This is a genomic window from Pseudomonas cistanchae (assembly GCF_054483635.1).
The window spans coordinates 195,492-219,109 of the sequence record NZ_JBTLWN010000003.1 but is presented as its reverse complement, the minus strand read 5'-3'; the positions used below and the strand labels follow the sequence as shown (position 1 = coordinate 219,109).

Here is a 23,618-nt window from a genome sequence, read left to right as displayed (position 1 = left end):
CAGTAGGCGCCTTTAGTCGCTTTGTTCAAGTGGAGCGCACCGTTATGGCCAACGAACTCTATACCCGTACCAATCAGAAGATCTTTTATGCGGGCTTGTCCCTCGAGTCCTGGCGCAAGGCTGAGGAGATTCGAGCGATGAATGCGCAAGCGCTGATTCAGGCCGAGCGCGAGGCGACGTTGTTTCATTTGTATGGCGCGTTGTTAGGGCTGTGCCATGAAATAGCGGGCTACTACCGTTTGCCTGGTAGCGATGCATCGCGTGCCGAGGCTTTTCTCGACAAGGCGGTGTTGGCTGCTGCGCCGAGCCAGGAACTGGGCGAATTGGTCGAGCTGGTGCAACATCCACACACATGGCTCGCTCAGCTGCTTGAGGCATACCAGTTGTTGTTCCAGCCGCCACAAGCAGCCAAGAGCAGCAAGACTGACCCTGCAACGCCATTGATCAGCGCAGTAAATCTGGATGAACCGGCAGAGCCTCTGTCTAGGCAAACCCTGGAAGACTGGCGGCAGCAGCTGAAGGCTCTGGCCAAGCGCTTTCGCGAAACCCTAAGCGAGTGGTAATGGCCGCTTGATCAGCGGACTAGGGTGAGAGCGGGTCGGCTGTTACAATGCCGGCCCTTTGTGGAGAGCCAACTATGCCAACGTCCTTTCTGGAAATCGTCGAACTGCCTGATGGCCGCATCGCTCTGCGTCGTGCAGAAGATGAAGAGTCGCTGGTGGTGCTGGATTTCTCCGAAGGCGCCAAAGCGTTTTTGCAAGGCCAGCATGTGGAGGTGGCGAAGGCCATGCTCAATGTTGGGGTGCAGATGGCGGGGCGTTTGGCGGAAGGCAATTTCGAACACGACGATGAACCGCACGTTCTGCATTAAGCGTGAAAGCTATACAGTCCTACCGATAGCACGGTCCTTGTGCGTTTTCAGTTTCAGCCCAGGCTGATGTTCAAACTTTGCGCCTTGCCATGTCGCGCTGCAGCCTCAAGCTGCAAGCGGGCCTGCCGCTCAAGCGGGTGCAGCCAGCTCACCACGGTATGACTTTTTCCCAGCCGCAGCGCTTGTTGCGCCAAATCCAGCGCGCTTTGTTCGCCGCGCGGGTGCAGCAGTAGAATTCGTTCGCGGTTCAACCCTGCTTCGCGTAACCAAGTTTGAGTCAGGCTGCCGGGCGGTGCGATCAAGGTAAGCCACCGCGCATCGTCGTTCTGACTCAGCTCGCGCAGAATGGGTGCGAGAAGGGTAAGGCAGTGCCCAGCGGCGCCGCGCAGCGATAGTTCGCTGAAGGCCACGGCTTCCTCTTGCCAGAGCGGCATCGCCTCTTCATCAAGCAGTGGTGCGACAGTATTCGCAAGAAATCCATCGAACAGCGGCAGTTGGGTACGTTTCAGTGGCTGCTGGAACTGCATAGAACCTCCTCTCAGCGGCGGATTACGCCGACACTCAAACCTTCAATAACGAAATCCTGCTCTTCCAAGTTGATTTCGATAGGGGCGAAGTCGTCGTTTTCGGCGAGCAGCCACACCAGATTACCTTCGCGCTTGAAGCGTTTTACCGTTACTTCGTCATCGATGCGTGCGACCACAACCTGGCCATTGCGGGCTTCGCGGGTCGTGTGCACGGCAAGCAGATCGCCGTCAAAAATCCCGATGTCCTTCATGCTCATGCCGCGTACCCGCAGCAGATAGTCGGCCCTTGGATGAAAGAACTCGGGATTGATGCGGCAGGATTCCTCGACATGCTGCTGCGCCAGAATCGGTGCACCGGCTGCTACTCGGCCAATGACCGGCAAGCCTTCTTCCTCGGAGCTGGGTTCGAAACCCGGAATGCGAATGCCGCGAGAAGCGCCCGGTGTCATTTCTATTGCGCCTTTGCGCGCCAAGGCTTTGAGATGTTCTTCGGCTGCATTGGGGGATTTGAAGCCCAGCGCCTGAGCGATCTCCGCGCGCGTTGGCGGATAACCATTGTCTTCTAGGCATTGCTTGATGAATGCGAGAATTTCAGCTTGGCGTGGCGTCAGTTTGATCATGGGAACTCTGTCTTTTTATACAGTGACTGGGATTATATACAGTGAAGGTTGCTTGGCAACAGGTTCGTTGGGATTTCACCGTCCCATCGCTAGCAGAGGTTGATCAGGCTATTCACAGAGCAGGTGCCAGGCAGAACGTTAAATGCTTTTGTCGGGCAACCGAGGCCTGGGTAAGATGCATCGCTTGGCTTGACAAGTTGATCAGCTAAAACGTATGTTTCAAACGAGTGTTTGCTAGGTGAGAATTCATGGCCCAGTCGGAAACTGTTGAACGCATTCTTGATGCGGCAGAGCAGTTGTTTGCCGAAAAAGGTTTCGCTGAAACCTCGTTGCGTTTGATCACTGGCAAAGCCGGGGTCAACCTGGCGGCGGTGAATTACCACTTCGGCTCCAAGAAAGCGCTCATCCAGGCGGTTTTCTCCCGCTTTCTCGGTCCGTTCTGCAGCAGCCTCGAGCGTGAGCTTGACCGCAGGCAGGCCAAGCCTGGCACCAAGTTCAGCCTTGAAGAGCTGCTCGAATTGCTGGTAGAACTGGCATTGGAGGTTAAGCCGCGTAGCGGCAACGATCTGTCCATTTTCATGCGTCTGCTTGGCTTAGCGTTCAGCCAAAGCCAGGGGCACCTGCGAAAGTATCTGCAAGAGGTGTACGGCAAGATTTTCCGCCGTTACATGCTCCTGGTTCATGAAGCAGCGCCCCGTATTCCCCCCCTGGAGTTGTTCTGGCGCGTTCATTTCATGCTCGGCGCGGCTGCGTTCAGCATGTCGGGAATCAAGGCGCTGCGCGCCATGGCCGAAACGGACTTCGGGGTGAATACCTCAATCGAGCAAGTGATGCGCTTGATGGTGCCGTTCCTGGCTGCAGGTATGCGCTCGGAGAGCGGTGTGCATGACGAAGCCCTTGCCAGCGCGCAGCTCAAACCACGCATCAAGAGCCCTGCGGCACCCGCCAAGGTTTGATGCCCACGGGTGGGCTTGGTCGGTGTGATCCGCTAAGCTAGCCGCCCATGTGCACCCTCGACCTTATCCATATCTCCATTGCCGACCAGCGCCTCTACGGCTTCGCCGACGGTGCGCTGCAGCTTCGTCTGCCGGTTTCCACGGCCTTGAATGGCGTTGGCGAACTTAATGGTTCCGGCTGTACGCCGCGCGGCCTGCATTATGTGCGGGCCAAGATTGGCGAGGGATTGCCAAGCGCTGCGGTGTTGCGAGGGCGCCGCTGGACCGGCGAGGTCTGGACGGCCGAATTGGCGCAGCAGTTTCCCGGTCGCGACTGGATTCTCAGCCGCATCATCTGGCTCAGCGGCTGTGAGCTGGGGCGCAACCGCCTTGGTGCGGTCGACACTTTTCGCCGCTACATCTACCTGCACGGCACGCCTGACAGCGAACCCATGGGTGTACCGCGCTCCCACGGCTGTGTGCGCTTGCGTAATGCCGACCTTCTTCAGTTGTTTCCCCGCGTTCCGGTCAGATGCCGCGTGCAGATCGATGAGGCTGCGTGCCCGGTCTGGGCGGCAGCACCGCTAAGTTAAGGATTATTGTGAGTTCACTCATGCAAGGCTCGTTGATGCTGGATATCGCCGGTACCTGGCTGACCGCCGAGGATCGGCAGATTCTCAGGCAGCCGGAAGTCGGCGGGCTGATTCTGTTTGCCCGTAACATCGAAACGCCTCGTCAAGTCCGTGAGCTGTCGATGGCGATCCGGGCCATACGGCCCGATCTGCTCCTGGCGGTGGATCAGGAGGGCGGTCGGGTGCAGCGCCTGCGCCAGGGTTTCGTGCGTTTGCCGGCGATGCGTGCGCTTGCTGACAACATCAATGCCGAAGTCTTGGCCGATCACTGTGGCTGGCTGATGGCGACCGAGGTGCTGGCGGCGGGCCTGGACCTGAGCTTCGCCCCGGTGCTGGATCTGGACCACCAGCGCAGTGCGGTGGTCGGTAGTCGCGCGTTCGAAGGTGATGCGCAGCGTGCCACCCAGTTGGCTGGCGCGTTTATCCGCGGGATGCAGGCGGCGGGCATGGCCGCGACCGGCAAGCATTTTCCCGGACATGGCTGGGCCGAGGCCGATTCCCACGTGGCGATTCCGGTGGATGAGCGCAGCCTCGAGCAGATTCGCCAGTGCGACCTTAAACCCTTCGCTCAGTTGGGGTCGCAACTGGCTGCAGTAATGCCCGCGCATGTGATTTATCCGCAAGTTGATGCCCAGCCAGCGGGCTTTTCGCGGCGTTGGCTACAGGACATCTTGCGTGGCGAGCTTGCTTTTACCGGCGTTATTTTCAGTGATGACCTGTCGATGGCGGGCGCCCATGTGGTCGGCGATGCGGCATGCCGCATCGAGGCGGCGCTTGCGGCTGGTTGCGACATGGGCCTGGTCTGCAATGATCGCGCTGCCGCGGAATTGGCCCTGAGCGCCTTGCAGCGACTCAAGGTGACCGCGCCTCATGGCTTGGCTCGGATGCGTCGACACGCTTTCCCCGGTATCGAGTACCGCCAACATCCGCGTTGGCAGCAGGCGATCAGCGCCTTGCGCGCCGCGCAACTGATTGAATAAGGACCCAGCAATGACTGTTTGCGCCATCATCGGCGGCACCGGGTTGACCCGTCTGGACGGGCTGACCATCAACACCGCACGGCATTTCGATACGCCCTATGGCGCACCTTCTGCCCCTGTGCTGCATGGGGACTACGCGGGTCGCGAAGTATTGTTTCTTGCCCGCCACGGACACCCCCACCGTATCCCGCCGCACCAGGTCAACTACCGCGCCAATCTCTGGGCGCTGCGAGAGGCTGGGGCTCAGGCGATCATCGCCGTCAACGCGGTGGGTGGTATTCATCCCGCGATGGGTACGGGGCATTTCTGCGTGCCACACCAGATCATCGATTACACCTCGGGCCGCGCCCATACCTTTTACGAGGATGAGCTGGAGCACGTTACCCATGTTGACTTCAGCCATCCTTACGACGCGCAGTTGCGCAACAAGCTCACCGCTGCGCTGGATCAGGAACGCTGCGGCTACAGCTCCCACGGTGTGTACGGCTGTACCCAGGGACCGCGCCTGGAAACGGTCGCCGAAATTGCCCGTATGGAACGCGATGGCTGCGATATCGTTGGCATGACTGGCATGCCGGAAGCCGTTTTGGCCCGTGAGCTGGCGTTGCCCTACGCGTGCCTGGCGTTGGTGGTCAATCCGGCGGCGGGCAAGAGCAAAGGGCTGATTACCATGGCGGAGATCGAGTGCGCGCTGGAAGAGGGTATGGGCCAGGTCAAGGCCGTGCTGGCCCATGTACTGGAAGGCTGAGCCTTCACTGCATAAGCTAATTCGGCACGTAAAACAAAAAAGGGCCGCATCAAGCGGCCCTTTTTGCTAGCTGAACAAGCATGTTAGATCGGCCTGACGCGAACCAGTACGCCCAGGTTGCCGTGATCGAGGAACGTGAGCTCAGCGCTTTTCAGGCGAACGCTGCGCCTGATCAGTTCACTGCTGCTGAGCAGCCCGTTGCTCTCGAAATGATTTACCCATAGCTCAACGCTGAGGTCGATCCGCCGCCCCTGACCAAGCGTAATGACGCCTTCAGTCGGAAAGTGGCCGAATCGCTGGTCACCGGTGCTCACCGCAATGCTGCTGGCGTTGCTACCTATCGGTTGCGACCAGGCCCTGTGCAGAAGTACCTGATAGCCGCCGTTTGCGTCTAGCCTGGCCGCTTCGTCGTTCAGCGTCGTTTCGCGCTCCTGCGCTGGCGCCAGCATGGGCGCTCCGTGCGCCCAGTCCTCTGGGGCAGGGTAGGCGGCCAGCAAGTGGTCAGCAGACTGTCGGAAGACGATCAGTTCGACGTGATGAAGTGCCTCGGCAAAAGCCGATCCGGTCGTAAGTACCAGCAGGCCGAATGCCAGAGCGAATCTGCGGAATGGGTGCATCGATCAGTCCTTGAACGAAGGGGTCAGGCGTTCGAATAACGCTTCGAGGGTATTGAAGCGCTCCTCCGGTCGTTCCATGGGCACCTGGAATTTAAACAGCGTAGCGCCTTCGAATTTATAGCGGTTGGGTTGGCTCTGGATCAGCTTGATCAGCGTCAAGGGATCGACGCAGGTATCGGCGGCGAATTCCAGACGACCGCCCTGGGGCCCGGCATCGACCTTCTTGATCCCGAGCTTTTCCGCCTGCAGCTTGAGCAGGGTCAGGCGCACCAGGTTCTTGGTCGGTTCGGGGAGCAAGCCGAAGCGATCGATCATCTCCACCTGCAGCTCCTTCAGACCCTCTTCGTCAGCGGCGGAGGCGATGCGTTTGTAGAGGATCAGCCGTGCATGCACATCGGGCAGGTAGTCTTCGGGAATCAGTGCGGGCACCCGCAGGTTGATCTCCGGACCACCGCTCAGCGGTTGATCGAGGTTCGGCTGCTCGCCCTTGCGAATGGATTTCACTGCCCGCTCGAGCATTTCCATATACAGCGTGAAGCCCACCGCCTGAATCTGCCCGCTCTGGCCATCGCCGAGCAGTTCACCAGCGCCGCGGATTTCCAGGTCGTGGGTCGCCAGCAGGAAGCCGGCGCCGAGGTCCTGGGCGCCGGAAATCGCCTCCAGGCGTTTCTGTGCGTCATCGGTCATCTGCTTGCGCGGTGGCGTCAGCAGGTAGGCGTAGGCCTGGTGGTGGCTGCGGCCGACGCGGCCACGCAACTGGTGCAACTGGGCCAGGCCGAATTTGTCGGCGCGTTCGATGATGATGGTGTTGGCGCTCGGTACGTCGATGCCGGTTTCAATGATGGTCGAGGCGATCAGCACGTTGAAACGCTTGTGATAGAAGTCGCCCATCACCTGTTCCAGCTCGCGCTCGCGCATCTGCCCGTGGCCGATGCCGATGCGTGCTTCAGGCACCAGCTCAGCCAGGTCGGCGGCGCACTTCTCGATGGTTTTTACATCGTTGTGCAGGTAGTACACCTGGCCACCGCGCAGCAGCTCGCGCAGCAGCGCTTCCTTGATCGTCGGGTTGTTCTGCTCCATGACGAAGGTGCGCACCGACAGCCGTCGCGCCGGCGGGGTGGCGATGATCGATAGGTCGCGCATGCCGGAGACGGCCATGTTCAGGGTGCGTGGAATCGGCGTCGCGGTAAGCGTGAGAATGTCGACTTCGCTGCGCAGCGCTTTCAGCTGCTCTTTCTGGCGCACGCCAAAGCGGTGTTCTTCGTCGATGATCACCAGGCCCAGGTTGCTGAACTTGACGTCGCCCTGCAGCAGCTTGTGGGTGCCGATGACGATATCGACTTTGCCCTCGGCCAGTTGCTGCATGGCCTCGCTGACTTCCTTGGTGCTCTTGAAGCGGCTCATCACTTCAACTTTCACCGGCCAGTCGGCGAAGCGGTCGCGGAAGCTGTTGTAGTGCTGCTGGGCGAGCAGGGTGGTGGGCACCAGTACCGCGACCTGCTTACCGCCATGTACGGCAATAAAGGCGGCGCGCATGGCCACCTCGGTCTTGCCGAAACCCACGTCGCCGCAGACCAGGCGATCCATTGGTTTGGCCGCGAGCATGTCCTCGCGCACGGCTTCGATGGCGGTCTGCTGATCCGGGGTTTCCTCGAACGGGAAGCCGGCGCTGAACGTGGCGTAATCGACCTTGGGGTCGGCGAATGCATAGCCTTCACGGGCGGCGCGGCGGGCGTAGATGTCGAGCAGTTCGGCAGCGACGTCGCGCACCTGTTCCGCGGCCTTGCGCTTGGCTTTCTGCCAGGTTTCGGAGCCGAGGCGGTGCAGCGGGGCGAGGGCGTCGTCACTGCCGGTGTAACGGGCGATGAGGTGCAGGCTGGCCACGGGCACGTAGAGTTTGGCTTCCTCGGCGTACATCAACGCGAGGAACTCGGCGGCCTGACCTTCGATTTCAAGGGTGACGAGGCCCAGATAGCGGCCGACGCCGTGGTCGATGTGCACCACCGGAGCGCCCTCGCGCAGCTCGGCGAGGTTCTTGATGACGTTATCGCCACCGTCACGGGATTTCTCGCGGCGACGGCGCTGCATGACGCGCTGGCCGAACAGCGGGCTTTCCGCGACCAGCGCCAGATCTTCCAGCAGCAGGCCCTCATCAAGAGGCGCAATGCAGATACCCAGCCGTTCCGTGCTGCTGGTGAATTCCGGCCAGCCGCTGACTTCCAGCGGCTTGAGCTTGAGGCGTGCAAGCAGCTCGAAAAGCACTTCGCGACGTCCGGCGGACTCGGCGCAGAACAGCACGCGGCCCGAGTACTCTTCGATAAAGCGGCGCAGCGCGGCCAGGGGTTCGCTGGCCTTTGCCTGAATGGCCAGGTCCGGGAGCGGTTGCGCGTCGAAGCGCTGGCGGCCGACGCCGGGTTCGATATCGTCCTGGCTGACGACCACGCGGGGCCAGTCCTTCAGCCGGGCAAAGCAGTCCTCGACGGGCAGAAAGATATCGGCCGGCGGCAGCAGCGGTCGCTCGGGGTCGACCCTGCGCTCTTCATAGCGGTTGCGCGCATCGTTCCAGAATTGCTCGGCGGCCTTTTCCACCCCCGGCAGGGAAAACACCTGGGTGTCCTGTGGCAGGTAGTCGAACAGAGTGGCGGTTTCTTCGAAAAACAGCGGCAGGTAATACTCGATGCCGGCGGGCGTGATCCCGGTGGAAAGGTCTTGGTAGATCGGGCAGCGGCGAAAATCCACGTCGAAGCGCTCGCGAAAACGCCCGCGAAAATCGGTGACGGCTTTCTTTTCCAGGGGGAACTCGCGGGCCGGCAGCAGCTTGATCGAGTCGACCTTGTCAATCGAGCGCTGGGTCTCGGGATCGAATGTGCGCAGCGTCTCAATTTCGTCATCGAATAAATCAATGCGCAGCGGCTGTTTGCTGCCCATCGGGAACAGGTCGATCAACGCGCCACGGACCGCGAATTCGCCATGCTCATAAACCGTATCGACGCAGCGATAGCCGGAGGCTTCCAGCCGGGTGCGCATCTGCTCCACGTCGAGTTTCTGGCCTACGTCTAGCACCAGGCTGCTGCCGAGCAGGAAACGCGTGGGCGCGAGACGATGTAGGGCTGTGGTGATCGGCACTACCAACACACCGTGCTTCAACTCGGGCAGGCGATAAAGTGCTGAAATTCGCTGGGAAATGATGTCCTGATGCGGCGAAAACAGGTCGTATGGCAGGGTTTCCCAGTCAGGAAAGTGCAGCACCGGGAGGTTCGGGGCGAAGAAACTCAACTCTTCCTGCAGACGCTCAGCGCTCTGGCTGTCTGCGGTCAGCAGCAGGGTGAAGCGTTTGGCAGCGCTGGCGGCTTCTGCGATAGCCAGGCTCAGCGCGGCGCCGGGCAGGTTGCCCCAGTGCTGTTTTCCAGCGGTGGCTGGCAGGGACGGTAGGCGCAGTACGGACACGGGCGGTAAAGGCACGGGCGGCTCACGGTCATTTTGACAGGGCTGGCGATTGTAACTATCCAGGCTTGTCGCTGTCAGTGTTTCGTCCGCTGCAGATTGCCGGTTAAGGTGCGCAGCGGCATAATGTAGCCCCCTTTTTTAGCCCCTACATGTGGAAGGTACTGCCCGTGACCCAGAAGCCCGACCAGTGTCTTGGTGAGTGGATCGATCGAGAAGCCCTTGCGGAAGCGATGATTCCGATGATTGGCCAGCTCTACCGCAACAACAATGTGGTGACTTCGATTTACGGTCGTAGCTTGATCAACCGTTCGGTCATTCAGATTCTCAAAGCGCACCGTTATGCCCGCCACCGTGTGGATGGCGACACCGAGCTGTCGGTTCACGACACGTTCCAGATCCTTAAAACCATGAGCGAGCTCAAGCTGGGCGCCGCTTCGGTGGACCTGGGCCGTCTGGTGGCGAAGTTCAACAAGGACGGCAACGGCCGCGGTCTCGAACAGTTCGTGCGTGACGAGCTGGCCTCGGTGGTTGGTCAGCAAAACGCGGTTGCCCGCAAAGGTACCGACGTGGTGCTGTATGGCTTCGGTCGGATCGGTCGTCTGCTGGCCCGTATCCTGATCGAGAAAACCGGTGGTGGCGACGGCCTGCGCCTGCGCGCCATCGTCGTACGCAAGGGCGCTTCCAACGACCTGGTCAAACGCGCCAGCCTGCTGCGCCGCGACTCGGTACATGGCAAGTTCGATGGCACCATCACCATTGATGAAGAAAACAACACCCTGACTGCCAACGGCAACCTGATCCAGGTGATCTACGCCAAGGACCCGAAGGAAGTCGATTACACCCAGTACGGTATCGAGAACGCCCTGCTGGTGGATAACACCGGTGTATGGCGTGACGCCGAAGGCCTCGGCCAGCACCTGACCTGCCCGGGTATCGACCGCGTGGTGCTGACCGCGCCGGGCAAGGGCGCGCTGAAGAACATCGTGCATGGCATCAACCATGGCGAAATTACCGCTGAAGACCAGATCATTTCCGCGGCCTCCTGTACCACCAATGCCATCGTGCCGGTGCTCAAGGCGGTCAACGACAAGTACGGCATCGTCAACGGTCACGTTGAAACCGTTCACTCCTACACCAACGACCAGAACCTGATCGACAACTTCCATAAAGGCAGTCGTCGTGGTCGCAGTGCGGCGTTGAACATGGTGATCACCGAAACCGGGGCCGCCACCGCTGCTGCCAAGGCATTGCCGGTGTTGAAAGGCAAGTTGACCGGCAACGCGATTCGCGTGCCTACGCCCAACGTGTCCATGGCCATTCTCAACCTGAACCTGGAAAAGGCCACCACGCGCGAAGAAATCAACGAGTACCTGCGCTACATGGCGCTGCACTCGGATCTGCACAAGCAGATCGATTTCGTCAATTCCCAGGAAGTGGTTTCCACCGACTTCGTCGGTTCGCGCCATGCCGGTGTGGTTGATGCCGAGGCGACCATCGCCAACGACAACCGCGTTGTCCTGTACGTGTGGTACGACAACGAGTTCGGCTACAGCTGTCAGGTTGTACGTGTGATGGAAGACATGGCCGGGGTACACCCGCCAGCCTTTCCTGGCTAAGCGCTGAGTAAATAAAAACGGGAGCCTAGCGCTCCCGTTTTTTATGTCAGTCATGCCCGGCCGCTGGGTCGCTCAGTCAGCCAGCAGGCGGCCGCGCAACTCTTCCGACAGACCATCGGCAGCCAGCCATATGCCCAGGTAGGCCTGAGCGAGTTCCCGGTTGGTGCTTTTGAATACCACCTCGCCGTTGCGCTCCAGGCTCAGGGTGCCGTCGTCCGTGTAATTCAATGCATAACGGTCTTGCGCGCGAATGTCGCGGAACTGTGCGTGCAGCGCGTCGATGTCTCCACGCAGTCGATCCAGTGCAGCGCTGTCGTGTTGCCGCTCCAGCGTGACCCACGCCGCCTTGACTACGTCAGTGCGATCGATATCGCGAAAGTAGTATAGCTCCAGGCGTTTGCTTCTCTGATCATCCAGCGCTCGACGAGCGCTGACCCCAGGTTCGGCATAAAGCGCCGCGGCGTAGACATCGACCCACAGGTAGGTCAGCACGCTCTGGTTCTTGCGCTCAAGCGTTACCTGCATGAGCTCCGTTTGATCGGTGAAAGCAGCCTCCTGAAGACGTTCGCTGCTGTTGGCCATTAGGCCGCTGCTAATGAGCATCAGGGAAAGCAGAACCAGCGACTTGTACATGAATTCGTGTCCGCAATGGGGAGGCGTCCTGTTTCGCTCGCGCGCAATACCAGGTCAAGTACAGGTCTGTTGCTGGCTGTTTCTGGATGGCCAAAAAAGCAAGCGCTTGGGTGGCCAGGGGAGGGGCACCTCCTTATACTCGGAAGGATTTTTACTCACGGCCGGCACAGAACCTCAGACCAATAACTTTTTTGGCCTGGCATTTCTATTGATTGAACAAGCCCGGACGTACCTTAAAAAGTTTTATAAATCAGTGGTTAGGCAAACCTATGATCAAAATAAAGGATGGGCTTGATTTGCCCATAACAGGCGCGCCGGTGCAACGTATCGAGGCCGCTAGGCCGGTACGAAGCGTCGCCGTCATAGGCTTCGATTATCACGGTATGAAGCCGACCATGGATGTGCAGGTCGGCGATCGGGTCAAGCTCGGTCAGGTGCTGTTCTCGGATAAGAAAACCCCCGGGGTGGTTTTTACCGCGCCGGGTGCCGGGGTGGTCAGTGCGATTCATCGCGGCGAGCAGCGCGTGCTGCAGTCGGTAGTGATCGATCTGGACGGTGACGAACGCGTCACCTTCGCCCACTACCCTGTGGACCAGCTTGGCGCAATCGGTGATGCCAAGGTTCGCGAGAATCTGCAGCAGTCCGGTTTGTGGACTGCATTGCGTACCCGTCCCTACAGCAAGGTGCCGGCTGTCGACGCGGTGCCCAGTTCGATATTTGTAACCGCGATCGACACCCATCCCCTGGCTGCCGACCCCGCTGTGGTGATCACCGAGTACGCCGCTGATTTCGAGAACGGTCTGCAGGTCCTCGGCAATCTGGGCAAGGTTTTCCTGTGCAAGGCCGAGGGCGTCACGCTGCCCGGCGAACAGTCAGGCAAGGTGCAGACCGAGGCATTTTCAGGCCCTCATCCGGCAGGCCTGGCCGGTACCCACATCCATTTTCTTGACCCGGTCAACGTCAACAAATGCGTCTGGTCGATCAACTATCAGGACGTGATTGCGGTCGGCAAACTGTTCGCCAGCGGTCAATTGTGGGTCGAGCGCGTGGTTTCCCTCGCCGGCCCCGTTGTCGAACAGCCGCGCCTGGTGCGCACACGGCTTGGCGCGAATCTGGAAGAACTGACAGCGGGCCAGTTGCAGCCTGGCAACAACCGGGTGATCTCAGGGTCGGTGCTGGGCGGGCGTACTGCGCGAGGCGCCGTGGCATTCCTGGGGCGTTATCACTTGCAGGTGTCATGCCTTGCAGAGGGCAACGACCGCGAGATGCTCCACTACCTGCGTGCCGGTGTTAACAAGCATTCGGTATTGAATATCTTCGTTTCCAAGCTGATGTCGGCCAAGAAATTCGCATTTTCCACCACCACCAATGGCAGCCCGCGCGCCATGGTGCCTGTTGGTAATTACGAGGCGGTGATGCCCCTGGACATCCTGCCGACCCAATTGCTGCGTTACCTGATCGTTGGCGATACCGAAATGGCGCAGAAGCTCGGCTGTCTGGAACTCGACGAAGAAGACCTGGCGCTCTGTACCTACGTGTGCGCCGGCAAATATGAATACGGCCCGATCCTGCGCGATAACCTCGCCCGCATCGAGAAGGAGGGATAAGCAATGGGCATTCGTGGATTCCTCGACAAGATCGAGCACAACTTCGAGAAGGGCGGTAAGTACGAGAAGTTCTACGCCTTGTACGAAGCCTTCGACACCTTCTTCTATCGTCCCGGTAGCGTGACCAAAACCACTGCGCATGTGCGCGATGGCATCGACCTCAAGCGCATGATGATCACCGTCTGGGTATGTACGTTCCCGGCGATGTTCTTCGGCATGTGGAACACCGGCTACCAGGCCAACCTGATCTTCGCTCAGAACCCTGAGCTGCTGTCGGCCCAGGAAGGCTGGCGCTTCGCGCTGATCGGTTCGTTGGCCGGCTTCGATCCGAACAGCCTGTGGGATAACTTCATCCAGGGCGCGGCGTATTTTCTGCCGGTCTATGCGGTGACGTTTATCGTCGGCGGCTTTTGGGAGGTATTGTTTGCCTCGATCCGCAAGCACGAGGTCAATGAAGGCTTCTTCGTCACCTCGGTACTGTTCGCCCTGATTCTGCCGCCGAGCATTCCGCTGTGGCAGGTCGCCCTGGGCATCAGCTTCGGTGTGGTAATCGGCAAGGAAGTGTTTGGCGGCACGGGCAAGAACTTCCTCAATCCGGCGCTTACCGGTCGTGCATTCCTGTTCTTCGCCTATCCCGCGCAGATGTCCGGTGACGCGGTCTGGACCGCAGTAGACGGTTACGCCGCGGCGACCACCCTGAGCCTTGCCGCAGCAGGCGGCATCGAGAATGTGGTGAATAACGGCATCAGCTGGATGGATGCGTTTGTCGGCACCATTCACGGATCGCTCGGCGAGACCAGCACCCTGGCCATCATGATCGGTGGCGGCGTACTGGTGCTGACCCGTATCGCGTCCTGGCGCATCGTTTCGGGGGTGATGATCGGCATGATCGGTCTGACCCTGCTGTTCAATGCGCTGGGCTCGACGAGCAACCCGATGTTCGCCATGCCCTGGTATTGGCACCTGGTTGCTGGCGGTTTCGCTTTCGGCCTGTTCTTCATGGCCACCGACCCGGTGTCGGCGTCCATGACCAATACCGGCAAATGGATTTTCGGCGCATTGATCGGCGTGATGGTCGTGCTGATCCGCGTGGTCAACCCGGCGTTCCCCGAGGGCATGATGCTGGCGATCCTGTTCGCCAACCTGTTCGCACCGCTGATCGACCACTTCGTCGTTCAAGCCAATATCAAGCGGAGGCTGGCACGTAATGTCTAGTCAAAGAGAATCCACCGCACGTACGTTGATGGTGGCCCTGCTGGTTTGCCTGGTCTGTTCGGTATTCGTCGCCGGCGCCGCTGTAGCGCTGAAGCCGACCCAGGTAGACAACCGCCTGCTGGACAAGCAGCGCAGCATTCTGGCGATTGCTGGTCTGGGCGACGCAAGCATGTCCAGTGCGCAAGTCAAAGAAATGTTCAACGGCACCATCACCGCCAAGCTGGTCGACCTGGAAACCGGAAAGTTTTCCGATGCCCATGACCCGGTCACGTTCGACCCGCTAAAAGCTTCGAAGGACCCCCAGTTGTCCGACGTGCTGCCGGCGAGTGAGGACATTGCCGGTATCAAGCGTCAGGAGGACTACTCCACGGTCTATGTGGTCGAGAAGGACGGTCAGCTCGAGACCCTGATTCTGCCGGTGCGCGGCTATGGCCTGTGGTCGACGCTGCATGGCTTCATTGCGGTGAAGGGCGATCTGAACACCGTGGTCGGCATGGGCTTCTATCAGCACGGCGAGACGCCTGGGCTGGGCGGTGAAGTCGACAACCCGAAGTGGAAAGGTCAGTGGCCAGGCAAAACCCTGTATGACGAGGATGGCGATCTAGCCGTGCAAGTCGTCAAGGGTGGCGTCGATGCGCAGAGCCCAGAGGCCGTGCATCAGGTTGATGGCCTGGCGGGTGCAACGCTGACAAGTGTCGGGGTTGATAACCTGCTGAAGTTCTGGCTTGGCCAGAATGGCTTCGGTCCGTTTATCGCGAACCTGCGCGCAGGGGAGGCTTGATCATGTCGCAGCCGACTATTAGAGACGTTCTGCTCAACCCGATTTTCAACAACAACCCGATTGGTTTGCAGATTCTGGGTATCTGTTCCGCGCTGGCGGTGACCTCGAACCTGAAAACCGCATTGGTGATGTCCGCCGCGCTGACCCTGGTGACCGGGTTCTCCAACCTGTTCATCTCGATGATCCGCAGCCAGATCCCGGCATCGATCCGCATGATCGTGCAGATGGTGATCATTGCCTCGCTGGTAATCGTTGTGGATCAAGTGCTCAAGGCCTATGCCTTCAGCCTGTCCAAACAGTTGTCGGTGTTTGTTGGCCTTATCATCACCAACTGCATCGTGATGGGCCGCGCAGAAGCTTTCGCCATGCAGAACCCGCCGATCGTGTCGTTCTTCGACGGTATCGGTAACGGTCTTGGCTACAGCGCCATGCTGGTTGCGCTGGGCATCATTCGCGAGCTGTTCGGTGCGGGCAAACTGATGGGCTACGAGATCATTCCGGTGGTCAATGACGGCGGCTGGTACCAGCCCAACGGCCTGCTGCTGCTGCCGCCTTCGGCGTTCTTCCTGATCGGCCTGTTCATCTGGGGCATCCGCGTCTGGAAGAAAGAGCAGATTGAGAAGCCGAGCTTCAAGATGGCGCCTCAGGTGTCCAACAAGGAGGCCTACTAATGGAGCACTACATCAGCCTGTTCGTCCGTGCGGTGTTCGTCGAGAACATGGCGCTGGCCTTCTTTCTGGGCATGTGTACGTTCATCGCGATCTCGAAGAAGGTCGAGACGGCGATCGGTCTTGGCATCGCCGTTGTGGTGGTCCTGGGGATCACGATGCCGGTCAACAACCTGATCTATGCCAACCTGCTGAAAGACGGTGCGCTGGCCTGGGCCGGTTACCCTGAGGTCGACCTCAGCTTCCTGGGTCTGCTGACGTTCATCGGGGTTATCGCCGCGATTGTGCAGATCCTTGAGATGACCTTGGATAAATATGTGCCTTCGCTCTACAACGCCCTGGGTGTGTTCCTGCCGCTGATTACGGTGAACTGCGCAATCATGGGTGGTTCGCTGTTCATGGTCGAGCGCGACTACAACCTGGCGGAAAGCACCGTTTACGGCGTCGGCGCGGGTGTGTCCTGGGCGCTGGCAATTGCCGCGCTGGCGGGTATCCGCGAGAAGCTCAAATACAGCGATGTACCGGAGGGGCTGCAGGGACTGGGTATCACCTTCATCACCATCGGCCTGATGTCCTTGGGCTTTATGTCCTTTTCCGGCGTGCAGTTGTAAGGAAGGGATGAATAGATGATCAATTACGAAATCTTTCTCGCGATCGGCATGTTCACCGGCATTGTGCTGGCGCTGGTGCTGATCATTATCGCGGCGCGCGCCAAGCTGGTTTCCAGCGGTGACGTGAGCATCGAGATCAACGGCGAAAAAACCATCGTAGTGCCGGCCGGCGGCAAGCTGCTGCAGACGCTGGCCGCCAATAACATCTTCCTGTCGTCTGCCTGTGGTGGTGGCGGTACCTGCGCCCAGTGCAAGTGCATCATCGAGTCCGGTGGCGGCGAAATGCTGTCCACTGAAGAGTCGCACTTCACCCGGCGCGAGGCCAAGGAAGGCTGGCGCCTGTCCTGCCAGGCATCGGTCAAGCAGGACATGAAGATCGAGGTGCCGGAAGAAGTCTTCGGCGTGAAGAAGTGGGAATGCACCGTCGAGTCGAACCCCAACGTCGCCACCTTCATCAAGGAGCTGACGCTCAAACTGCCCGAGGGTGAAAACGTCGATTTCCGTGCTGGCGGCTACGTCCAGCTGGAGTGCCCGCCGCACACCGTGAACTACAAGGACTTCGACATCCAGGAGGAGTATCGCGGCGACTGGGACAAGTTCAACCAGTGGAAGTACGTGTCCAAGGTCGACGAGACCGTGATCCGTGCCTACTCCATGGCCAACTACCCGGAAGAAGTCGGCCTGGTGAAGTTCAACATCCGTATCGCCTCGCCACCACCGGGCAAGGATGATTTGCCGCCAGGCAAGATGTCGTCCTGGGTGTTCAGCCTCAAGCCGGGCGACAAGGTCACCGTGTACGGTCCGTTCGGTGAGTTCTTCGCCAAGGACACCGATGCGGAAATGGTCTTCGTTGGCGGCGGTGCTGGTATGGCGCCCATGCGCTCGCACATCTTCGATCAGCTCAAGCGTTTGAAGTCCACGCGCAAGATCAGCTTCTGGTACGGCGCGCGCTCCATGCGCGAAGCCTTCTACGTCGAGGAGTACGATCAGCTGCAGGCCGAGAACCCGAACTTCCAGTGGCATCTGGCATTGTCCGATCCGCAGCCGGAAGACAACTGGGACGGCTTGAAGGGCTTCATCCACAACGTGCTGTACGAGAACTACCTCAAGGACCATCCGGCCCCCGAGGATTGCGAGTTCTACATGTGCGGCCCACCGATGATGAACGCCGCCGTGATCAAGATGCTGACCGATCTGGGCGTTGAGCAAGAAAACATCCTGCTTGATGACTTCGGCGGCTAAGCGTGAAGCCAGCGGTATTCCAGCCCCTCATTGCGGCCGCGTTGGCGGTCGCTCTGACGGGCTGTTTGCATTCCGAGAAGGTCGAGGAATTCGGTGGCCCGACCATGGGCAGCACCTATTCGGTGAAGTATGTTCGCGGCGATGGCGTCGCTGATGCCGCGCAGCTCAAACGCGAAACCGAGGCGATACTTGCCGAGGTTGATCAGCAGATGTCCACCTATCGGGCCGATTCGCTGATCTCGCGCTTCAACCTCGCGCCTGCAGGCAGTTGCATGCAGCTGCCTGCGGGCATGCTTGACTTGGTGCGAGCCGGCGAGACGCTGGCAAAGGAGAGTGATGGTGCCTTCGACCTGACGCTGGAACCGCTGCTAAACCTGTGGGGCTTCGGCCCGCAGGCGCGGGTGGAGCGGGTGCCCACTGCCGAGCAACTCGCTGAGGCGCGTCATCGTACGGGCTATCAGCATTTGCGTATCGACGGTCAGCGCCTGTGCAAGGATGTCGATCTGCAGCTCGATCTCAACGGCATTGCGGCGGGTTACACGGTCGAGCGGATTGTCGAACGCCTCGCCGAGCTGGGTGTTCGCAGCTACCTGATCGACGTCACCGGAGAACTCAAGGCTGCCGGCAAAAAACCGGATGGTCAGCCCTGGCGCATTGCGATCGAAGCGCCGCGCGATGACGAGCGGGTTGCCCAGCGAATCCTGCAACTCGACGGTTACGGGATTTCGACTTCGGGCGACTACCGTAATTATTTCGAGGAAGGGGGCGTGCGTTACTCCCATACCCTCGACCCGCAGACCGGTGCACCCATTACCCATACACTGGCAGCAGTCACGGTCGCCGATAAATCGACCCTACGTGCCGACGGCTTGTCGACATTGCTGATGGTCCTAGGGCCGGAAAAAGGCCTGGCCTACGCCGAGCGTGCCGGCATTGCGGCGTTTTTCGTAAGTCGTGAAGGCGAGGAATTCGTCACCCACGGCACCGCGGCATTCGAGCAGCTATTTGGAGATGAACAATGATTTGGTTGGTTGTATTTCTCACCATGCTTCTGGTTGTTTCCCTGATGGCCGTTGGCGTCATCATGGGGCGCAAGCCGATTGCTGGTTCCTGCGGCGGTATCGCCAACCTTGGCATCGAAAAAGAATGCTCGATCTGTGGTGGCAGCCGCGAGAAGTGCGAAGAGGTCAACCGTGAATCGAACCCGGTTGACGCCAGTGCGCTGGCCTACGACGCGACCCGGCGCTGATCGAGGCGCTGCGAAAAGTACCGACTGTCAGGCTGCATCGCGGCACTGACCCAGCCAATGGCGCCACAAGCGCCAGGCGTGATCTCAAGGAGTAAACATGGCGGTCTACAACTACGACGTAGTGGTATTGGGTTCCGGCCCGGCGGGCGAGGGCGCGGCGATGAATGCTGCCAAGGCGGGCCGCAAGGTCGCCGTGGTGGACAGCCGCCGTGAAGTCGGCGGCAACTGCACCCACCTGGGTACCATTCCGTCTAAGGCGCTGCGCCATTCGGTACGGCAGATCATGCAGTTCAACACCAACCCGATGTTTCGCCAGATCGGCGAGCCGCGCTGGTTCTCCTTTCCCGATGTGCTGAAGAGCGCGGAGCGGGTCATCGCCAAGCAGGTTACCTCGCGCACCGGTTATTACGCGCGCAACCGCATCGATCTGTTTTTCGGTACCGGCAGTTTTGCCGACGAGCAGACCGTCGAAGTGGTCTGCCCCAATGGGGTGGTCGAGAAACTGGTCGCCAAGCAGATCGTGGTGGCCACCGGCTCGCGGCCTTACCGTCCAGCGGACGTCGATTTTCATCACCCGCGGGTCTACGACAGCGACACCATCCTTGAGCTCAGCCACACGCCGCGTCGCCTGATCATCTACGGTGCCGGAGTCATCGGCTGTGAATATGCATCGATCTTCAGTGGCCTGGGTGTGCTGGTCGACCTGATCGACAACCGCGAGCAGTTGCTGAGCTTCCTTGATGCGGAAATTTCCGATGCGTTGAGCTATCACCTGCGCAACAACAACGTGCTGATTCGCCACAACGAAGAGTACGAAAGCATCGAAGGGCTGGAAAACGGGGTGATTCTGCACCTCAAGTCCGGCAAGAAAATCAAGGCCGACGCCTTGCTCTGGTGCAACGGCCGTACCGGCAACACCGACAAGCTTGGCCTGGAAAACATCGGCATCAAGGTCAACACCCGGGGCCAGATCGAAGTCGATCAGAACTACCGCAGCCAGGTCTCGAACATTTTCGCGGCCGGCGACGTTATCGGTTGGCCAAGCCTGGCCAGCGCCGCCTACGATCAGGGCCGTTCGGCGGCTGGCAACATCATCGACAACGGCAGCTGGCGCTTTGTCGACGATGTTCCGACGGGGATCTACACCATTCCCGAGATCAGCTCGATCGGCAAGAACGAGCGTGAGCTGACCCAGGCGAAAATCCCTTATGAAGTGGGCAAGGCATTTTTCAAGAGCATGGCGCGGGCGCAGATTTCCCACGAACCGGTGGGCATGCTGAAAATCCTGTTCCACCGTGAGACCCTGGAGATCCTTGGCGTGCATTGCTTCGGCTACCAGGCCTCGGAGATCGTCCACATCGGCCAGGCGATCATGAACCAGAAGGGTGAGGCGAACAGCATCAAGTACTTCGTCAACACCACCTTCAACTACCCGACCATGGCGGAAGCCTATCGGGTGGCGGCGTTCGATGGACTCAACCGGCTTTTTTGACCGGCTCCAGCCGGTGGCCTGAGCCGGTTGGGGAGGACATCTTCAGTGACTCCCAGCAGTGGCGCTGGCCAAACCGGGAGAGTTTCTGAGCAGGGCGTTACCCCATTAAAAAACCGGCCATCAGGCCGGTTTTTTAATGCGCTGGTATCTACAAGTATCTAGGCGCTCTTCAGCGTTTCGACCGCCAGGCCTGGAAAATCGGTAATCAGGCTGTCCACGCCAAAGTCGGCGAGCCTGCGCATCAGCGCCGGTTCGTTGACCGTCCACACCGAGACATGCAACCCGGCCTTCTGGGCCTTGAGCAGGCGCTCCGGGGTGCACAGCGTCCAGTTCAGCGCCAGCATGTCGCAGCCGTAGTGCTTGGCCACCTTGAGCGGGTCGAGCCAAGCATATTCCGCGACCAGGCCACGGGACAGCGTTGGCGCGCGGTTTTTCAGCGCTGCCAGAACTTCCCGCGAACTGGACGTGACGGTGACCTTGTCGCTGATGGCAAAGCGTTCGGCGAGCGTCGCAATCGCTTCGACGGTGCGTGCCGCGCGCACCTTGGAGGCGCTTTTCACTTCCAGTTGCCAGTGCTCGAACGCGCACTGCTCGAACAGTTCGGCAAGGCGCGGGATAGGGCAGGCGTGCAACCAGCCCGGCCCGCCCTTGCGCGCGTCGTAGCGCACCAGTTCCTCCGCATCGTGCTCGACGACCTTGCCGCGCTGCCCAGTGGTGCGCTTCAGCGTGGGGTCGTGAATCACCATCAATTCGCCGTCGCGCGACAGATGCAGGTCGAGTTCGCAGCGGCGAACGCCATGCTCCAGGCATTTCTGGAAGCTGGCCAGGGTATTTTCAGGTGCTTCGCCCTTGGCACCGCGGTGGCCGTAAATCAGGGTCACGTTTACTCCTTGGCGGGTGTAGCGGCGCGCGGTTGGTGATGGCGCACGCTGTTGATGACATGCTCATGTTCGAAATACACGCTGAACTCCCGGTAGTCCCAGCGCGTGATGGGCGGCTGGCCTACAGCCGGATGTTCTTCATCAGCCAGGCCAAAGCGTTCCAGCACCGAGGTGCGGGATTCGCCGAGCTGTGGCAATGACCCCAGCACGGCACCTTGCTGGCCGATCGGTATCTCTAGGGTTTCCGCCTGGGCGTTAAATGCGAACAGCAGCGGCAGGATTAACAAGAGGCGAGGCATGGTTGGTCTCATATGAGCGATTGCGGGCTTTCCTGTTCGCGGGCCAGACGCCGTTCCAGCGCCTGACGCTGCAGGATGTGGCGGGCCAGCAACTGGCGCTGGGCGTCGGTCAGGGCTTCGAATTCGGTGCCAATTTCGAACTGTTTGTCGGCGCGAGAATGGCAGTGGATGACCTTGGCGCGCAGCAGCAAGCCTAGAGCCTGGGGCATCAACACCAGCTTGAGCGCCAGATGGCTGCCTTCCGGTACGCTTTGGGCGTTATTGAAGCTGATGCCGCCTTCGGACAGGCTGACCTGCCGAGGCGCGCCGATGTCGCGCAGCAGGCTCTGGGCAACCGCCTGACCGAGCAGATCGATGCGCTTGTTCATCACCTTGAAGTAGTTGGCCAGCGTCCGGTCACGCTCGCTGATGTGCCGCAGCAGATGCTGCGATTCGAAGTCCATCAGGTGCAGTTCGCTGAGCAGATTGAACAGCGGTGAACTGTCTTGCAGTTCTTCGCCGGCCAGTGCGTCGGCGCCGGACAGCAGGGTGAAATCCAGTGCGATCGTGTCGTCGATACGATAGTATTCGCGGCGGTCATCTTCATCTTGAGTCGACATGGCGAACCCATGGCAGCAGTGGTGGTCCGAGTGTAAAGCTGCTTGCCAAGCCCCGCCACAAGGACGTTCCTCTTTTCTTCGAACCCACTCCCGACATGTTCAGACCTCTGTTTGTATTTATTGGCACGCGCTACACGCGAGCCAAGCGTCGCAATCACTTCGTTTCCTTTATTTCCCTGACTTCGATGATCGGGCTGGCACTGGGTGTGCTGGTGATGATTCTGGTGTTGTCAGTGATGAATGGCTTCGATCATGAGATGCGCACCCGCGTGCTCGGCATGGTGCCGCACGCCACCATCGAAAGCGCGAAACCGCTCGCCGACTGGCAACGCCTCGGCGCGCTCGCGGCAAAAAATCCCCAGGTGGTAGCGGTTGCTCCGTTCAGTCAGATGCAGGGCCTGCTCACCCACGAGGGCAAGGTGCAGAAAGTTCTGATCAATGCGATCGATCCGCTGGAAGAGACCAAGGTCTCGATCATTGGCGATTTCTTTGAAGAGGGCCGCCTGCAGGACCTCAAGGCCGGCGATTTCGGCATCGTCATCGGCGACAAGGCGGCTGCCAAACTCGGTGTCGGCCTGGGCGATAAAATCACCTTCGTCGCGCCGGAAGTGACGGTAACGCCCGCCGGTATGTTTCCGCGGCTCAAGCGCTTCACCGTGGTCGGCATCTTTCATGTCGGTGCCGGCGAGGTCGATGGTTTTATCGCCATGACCCACGTTCAGGATCTGGCGCGGTTGCAGCGCTGGAAGGCCGATGAAGTTCAGGGCATCCGGCTGAAGTTCGCCGACCTGTTCGAAGCCCCGCGCACAGCCTGGCAGCTGGCGCAGAGCCTGGGCGACAAACAGTTCTACGCCCGCGACTGGACGCGCACCCATGGCAACCTGTACCAGGCGATCCGCATGGAGAAGGCGATGATCGGCTTGTTGCTGCTGCTGATCGTTGCGGTGGCCGCGTTCAACATCATCTCCACCCTGGTCATGGTGGTGACCGACAAGAAAGGCGACATCGCCATTCTGCGCACCCTGGGTGCGACGCCTGGGCAGATCATGGCTATTTTCATGGTTCAGGGCACCGTGATCGGCGTGGTCGGCACCGCCATCGGTGCGGTGCTGGGCATTCTCGCGGCGCTGAATATCAGCGCCGGTATTGCGGCGCTCGAGTCACTGCTGGGGATCAAGTTCCTCAATGCCGATGTGTACTTCATCGACTACCTGCCGTCGCAGTTGATGCTCGCGGATGTGCTGCTGGTCTGCAGTGCCGCGTTGGTTCTTAGTTTTCTCGCCACCCTTTACCCAGCCTGGCGCGCGGCACGTACCCAGCCCGCGGAGGCCTTGCGCTATGAGTGATC

The 23,618-nt window shown here is 60.0% G+C and carries 25 protein-coding genes; 17 read left to right on the top strand and 8 right to left on the bottom strand.

What is annotated here, in order from left to right; genetic code table 11:
- Positions 1-44 precede the first annotated feature (44 nt).
- Both ACX0MV_RS11090 and ACX0MV_RS11085 read left to right on the top strand, forming a co-directional pair.
- The gene (locus ACX0MV_RS11090; RefSeq protein ID WP_458982562.1) at positions 45-563 is read left to right on the top strand and encodes a DUF6586 family protein; all 519 of its coding nucleotides are present in this window, start codon (positions 45-47) and stop codon (positions 561-563) included.
- Positions 564-637: 74 nt separating this feature from the next.
- Positions 638-871: a hypothetical protein gene (locus ACX0MV_RS11085; protein WP_458982561.1), complete on the top strand. Its 234-nt coding sequence runs from the start codon at positions 638-640 to the stop codon at positions 869-871.
- A 53-nt stretch (positions 872-924) separates the two neighbouring features.
- Here ACX0MV_RS11085 and sulA read toward each other — a convergent pair whose 3' ends face one another.
- Together sulA and lexA are read right to left on the bottom strand one after the other, a co-directional pair.
- On the bottom strand, positions 925-1,398 hold the full coding sequence (gene sulA / locus ACX0MV_RS11080) for an SOS-induced cell division inhibitor SulA (protein WP_458982560.1): 474 nt from the start codon (positions 1,396-1,398) through the stop codon (positions 925-927).
- 11 nt (positions 1,399-1,409) lie between these two features.
- Positions 1,410-2,018 (bottom strand): transcriptional repressor LexA, encoded by a 609-nt coding sequence (gene lexA / locus ACX0MV_RS11075; RefSeq protein ID WP_458982559.1) that lies wholly within the window; start codon positions 2,016-2,018, stop codon positions 1,410-1,412.
- Positions 2,019-2,266: 248 nt separating this feature from the next.
- Here lexA and ACX0MV_RS11070 point away from each other — a divergent pair, with 248 nt between their 5' ends.
- Genes ACX0MV_RS11070 through ACX0MV_RS11055 form a run of 4 tightly spaced genes read left to right on the top strand, consistent with a single transcriptional unit; the run spans position 2,267 to position 5,313 of the window.
- On the top strand, positions 2,267-2,974 hold the full coding sequence (locus ACX0MV_RS11070; RefSeq protein ID WP_458982558.1) for a TetR/AcrR family transcriptional regulator: 708 nt from the start codon (positions 2,267-2,269) through the stop codon (positions 2,972-2,974).
- Positions 2,975-3,021: 47 nt separating this feature from the next.
- The gene (locus tag ACX0MV_RS11065; RefSeq protein ID WP_458982557.1) at positions 3,022-3,546 is read left to right on the top strand and encodes a L,D-transpeptidase; all 525 of its coding nucleotides are present in this window, start codon (positions 3,022-3,024) and stop codon (positions 3,544-3,546) included.
- A gap of 20 nt (positions 3,547-3,566) precedes the next feature.
- Positions 3,567-4,565: a beta-N-acetylhexosaminidase gene (gene nagZ, locus ACX0MV_RS11060; protein WP_458982805.1), complete on the top strand. Its 999-nt coding sequence runs from the start codon at positions 3,567-3,569 to the stop codon at positions 4,563-4,565.
- Between the two features lie 10 nt (positions 4,566-4,575).
- Complete coding sequence (locus ACX0MV_RS11055; RefSeq protein ID WP_458982556.1) at positions 4,576-5,313, top strand: S-methyl-5'-thioinosine phosphorylase; 738 nt, start codon at positions 4,576-4,578, stop codon at positions 5,311-5,313.
- 83 nt (positions 5,314-5,396) lie between these two features.
- Here the strand turns inward: ACX0MV_RS11055 and ACX0MV_RS11050 are convergent, their stop codons facing one another.
- Complete coding sequence (locus ACX0MV_RS11050; RefSeq protein ID WP_458982555.1) at positions 5,397-5,930, bottom strand: CsiV family protein; 534 nt, start codon at positions 5,928-5,930, stop codon at positions 5,397-5,399.
- Between the two features lie 3 nt (positions 5,931-5,933).
- On the bottom strand, positions 5,934-9,377 hold the full coding sequence (gene mfd, locus ACX0MV_RS11045) for a transcription-repair coupling factor (protein WP_458982804.1): 3,444 nt from the start codon (positions 9,375-9,377) through the stop codon (positions 5,934-5,936).
- Between the two features lie 149 nt (positions 9,378-9,526).
- Between mfd and ACX0MV_RS11040 the strand changes: the two genes are divergently transcribed.
- Complete coding sequence (locus ACX0MV_RS11040) at positions 9,527-10,993, top strand: glyceraldehyde-3-phosphate dehydrogenase (RefSeq protein WP_458982554.1); 1,467 nt, start codon at positions 9,527-9,529, stop codon at positions 10,991-10,993.
- 72 nt (positions 10,994-11,065) lie between these two features.
- Here the strand turns inward: ACX0MV_RS11040 and ACX0MV_RS11035 are convergent, their stop codons facing one another.
- Positions 11,066-11,626 (bottom strand): chalcone isomerase family protein, encoded by a 561-nt coding sequence (locus ACX0MV_RS11035; protein ID WP_458982553.1) that lies wholly within the window; start codon positions 11,624-11,626, stop codon positions 11,066-11,068.
- Between the two features lie 269 nt (positions 11,627-11,895).
- Here ACX0MV_RS11035 and ACX0MV_RS11030 point away from each other — a divergent pair, with 269 nt between their 5' ends.
- The 9 genes from ACX0MV_RS11030 to sthA all read left to right on the top strand — a co-directional run bounded on the left by ACX0MV_RS11030 (position 11,896) and on the right by sthA (position 20,491).
- Positions 11,896-13,233, top strand: a complete 1,338-nt coding sequence (locus tag ACX0MV_RS11030) for a Na(+)-translocating NADH-quinone reductase subunit A (RefSeq protein WP_458982552.1) — start codon at positions 11,896-11,898, stop codon at positions 13,231-13,233.
- A gap of 3 nt (positions 13,234-13,236) precedes the next feature.
- Complete coding sequence (locus ACX0MV_RS11025; protein ID WP_458982551.1) at positions 13,237-14,448, top strand: NADH:ubiquinone reductase (Na(+)-transporting) subunit B; 1,212 nt, start codon at positions 13,237-13,239, stop codon at positions 14,446-14,448.
- The gene (locus tag ACX0MV_RS11020; RefSeq protein WP_458982550.1) at positions 14,441-15,229 is read left to right on the top strand and encodes a Na(+)-translocating NADH-quinone reductase subunit C; all 789 of its coding nucleotides are present in this window, start codon (positions 14,441-14,443) and stop codon (positions 15,227-15,229) included. Before ACX0MV_RS11025 ends, ACX0MV_RS11020 begins: the two co-directional genes overlap by 8 nt.
- The gene (locus ACX0MV_RS11015) at positions 15,226-15,900 is read left to right on the top strand and encodes an NADH:ubiquinone reductase (Na(+)-transporting) subunit D (protein ID WP_458982549.1); all 675 of its coding nucleotides are present in this window, start codon (positions 15,226-15,228) and stop codon (positions 15,898-15,900) included. The genes ACX0MV_RS11020 and ACX0MV_RS11015 overlap by 4 nt, the downstream gene beginning before the upstream one ends.
- Positions 15,900-16,508 carry an NADH:ubiquinone reductase (Na(+)-transporting) subunit E gene (nqrE, locus tag ACX0MV_RS11010; RefSeq protein ID WP_458982548.1) on the top strand — a complete coding sequence of 203 codons (609 nt, stop codon included), beginning with the start codon at positions 15,900-15,902 and terminating at the stop codon, positions 16,506-16,508. Before ACX0MV_RS11015 ends, nqrE begins: the two co-directional genes overlap by 1 nt.
- Positions 16,509-16,523: 15 nt before the next feature.
- Positions 16,524-17,750 (top strand): NADH:ubiquinone reductase (Na(+)-transporting) subunit F, encoded by a 1,227-nt coding sequence (nqrF, locus tag ACX0MV_RS11005; RefSeq protein ID WP_458982547.1) that lies wholly within the window; start codon positions 16,524-16,526, stop codon positions 17,748-17,750.
- Positions 17,751-17,752: 2 nt separating this feature from the next.
- Positions 17,753-18,772: an FAD:protein FMN transferase gene (locus ACX0MV_RS11000; RefSeq protein ID WP_458982546.1), complete on the top strand. Its 1,020-nt coding sequence runs from the start codon at positions 17,753-17,755 to the stop codon at positions 18,770-18,772.
- Positions 18,769-18,999 (top strand): (Na+)-NQR maturation NqrM, encoded by a 231-nt coding sequence (gene nqrM, locus ACX0MV_RS10995; RefSeq protein WP_458982545.1) that lies wholly within the window; start codon positions 18,769-18,771, stop codon positions 18,997-18,999. Before ACX0MV_RS11000 ends, nqrM begins: the two co-directional genes overlap by 4 nt.
- Before the next feature lie 97 nt (positions 19,000-19,096).
- A complete protein-coding gene (gene sthA, locus ACX0MV_RS10990; RefSeq protein WP_458982544.1) occupies positions 19,097-20,491 on the top strand; it encodes a Si-specific NAD(P)(+) transhydrogenase in 1,395 nt (464 codons plus the stop codon).
- A gap of 158 nt (positions 20,492-20,649) precedes the next feature.
- Here sthA and ACX0MV_RS10985 read toward each other — a convergent pair whose 3' ends face one another.
- The 3 genes from ACX0MV_RS10985 to ACX0MV_RS10975 are packed head-to-tail and all read right to left on the bottom strand — an operon-like array spanning position 20,650 to position 22,270.
- Positions 20,650-21,372 carry a glycerophosphodiester phosphodiesterase gene (locus ACX0MV_RS10985; RefSeq protein ID WP_458982543.1) on the bottom strand — a complete coding sequence of 241 codons (723 nt, stop codon included), beginning with the start codon at positions 21,370-21,372 and terminating at the stop codon, positions 20,650-20,652.
- A gap of 2 nt (positions 21,373-21,374) precedes the next feature.
- Positions 21,375-21,671 (bottom strand): phosphodiesterase, encoded by a 297-nt coding sequence (locus ACX0MV_RS10980; protein WP_458982542.1) that lies wholly within the window; start codon positions 21,669-21,671, stop codon positions 21,375-21,377.
- Positions 21,672-21,679: 8 nt separating this feature from the next.
- A complete protein-coding gene (locus ACX0MV_RS10975) occupies positions 21,680-22,270 on the bottom strand; it encodes a PilZ domain-containing protein (protein ID WP_458982541.1) in 591 nt (196 codons plus the stop codon).
- A 95-nt stretch (positions 22,271-22,365) separates the two neighbouring features.
- Between ACX0MV_RS10975 and ACX0MV_RS10970 the strand changes: the two genes are divergently transcribed.
- Positions 22,366-23,616 carry a lipoprotein-releasing ABC transporter permease subunit gene (locus tag ACX0MV_RS10970; protein WP_458982540.1) on the top strand — a complete coding sequence of 417 codons (1,251 nt, stop codon included), beginning with the start codon at positions 22,366-22,368 and terminating at the stop codon, positions 23,614-23,616.
- Positions 23,617-23,618 lie beyond the last annotated feature (2 nt).

Coding starts and splice junctions, on each gene's coding strand:
- ACX0MV_RS11090 (WP_458982562.1), top strand. CDS start 45: ATGGCCAACGAACTCTATACCCGTACCAATCAGAAGATCTTTTATGCG.
- ACX0MV_RS11085 (WP_458982561.1), top strand. CDS start 638: ATGCCAACGTCCTTTCTGGAAATCGTCGAACTGCCTGATGGCCGCATC.
- sulA (WP_458982560.1), bottom strand. CDS start 1,398: ATGCAGTTCCAGCAGCCACTGAAACGTACCCAACTGCCGCTGTTCGAT.
- lexA (WP_458982559.1), bottom strand. CDS start 2,018: ATGATCAAACTGACGCCACGCCAAGCTGAAATTCTCGCATTCATCAAG.
- ACX0MV_RS11070 (WP_458982558.1), top strand. CDS start 2,267: ATGGCCCAGTCGGAAACTGTTGAACGCATTCTTGATGCGGCAGAGCAG.
- ACX0MV_RS11065 (WP_458982557.1), top strand. CDS start 3,022: ATGTGCACCCTCGACCTTATCCATATCTCCATTGCCGACCAGCGCCTC.
- nagZ (WP_458982805.1), top strand. CDS start 3,567: ATGCAAGGCTCGTTGATGCTGGATATCGCCGGTACCTGGCTGACCGCC.
- ACX0MV_RS11055 (WP_458982556.1), top strand. CDS start 4,576: ATGACTGTTTGCGCCATCATCGGCGGCACCGGGTTGACCCGTCTGGAC.
- ACX0MV_RS11050 (WP_458982555.1), bottom strand. CDS start 5,930: ATGCACCCATTCCGCAGATTCGCTCTGGCATTCGGCCTGCTGGTACTT.
- ACX0MV_RS11040 (WP_458982554.1), top strand. CDS start 9,527: ATGTGGAAGGTACTGCCCGTGACCCAGAAGCCCGACCAGTGTCTTGGT.
- ACX0MV_RS11035 (WP_458982553.1), bottom strand. CDS start 11,626: ATGTACAAGTCGCTGGTTCTGCTTTCCCTGATGCTCATTAGCAGCGGC.
- ACX0MV_RS11030 (WP_458982552.1), top strand. CDS start 11,896: ATGATCAAAATAAAGGATGGGCTTGATTTGCCCATAACAGGCGCGCCG.
- ACX0MV_RS11025 (WP_458982551.1), top strand. CDS start 13,237: ATGGGCATTCGTGGATTCCTCGACAAGATCGAGCACAACTTCGAGAAG.
- ACX0MV_RS11020 (WP_458982550.1), top strand. CDS start 14,441: ATGTCTAGTCAAAGAGAATCCACCGCACGTACGTTGATGGTGGCCCTG.
- nqrE (WP_458982548.1), top strand. CDS start 15,900: ATGGAGCACTACATCAGCCTGTTCGTCCGTGCGGTGTTCGTCGAGAAC.
- nqrF (WP_458982547.1), top strand. CDS start 16,524: ATGATCAATTACGAAATCTTTCTCGCGATCGGCATGTTCACCGGCATT.
- nqrM (WP_458982545.1), top strand. CDS start 18,769: ATGATTTGGTTGGTTGTATTTCTCACCATGCTTCTGGTTGTTTCCCTG.
- sthA (WP_458982544.1), top strand. CDS start 19,097: ATGGCGGTCTACAACTACGACGTAGTGGTATTGGGTTCCGGCCCGGCG.
- ACX0MV_RS10980 (WP_458982542.1), bottom strand. CDS start 21,671: ATGCCTCGCCTCTTGTTAATCCTGCCGCTGCTGTTCGCATTTAACGCC.
- ACX0MV_RS10975 (WP_458982541.1), bottom strand. CDS start 22,270: ATGTCGACTCAAGATGAAGATGACCGCCGCGAATACTATCGTATCGAC.
- ACX0MV_RS10970 (WP_458982540.1), top strand. CDS start 22,366: ATGTTCAGACCTCTGTTTGTATTTATTGGCACGCGCTACACGCGAGCC.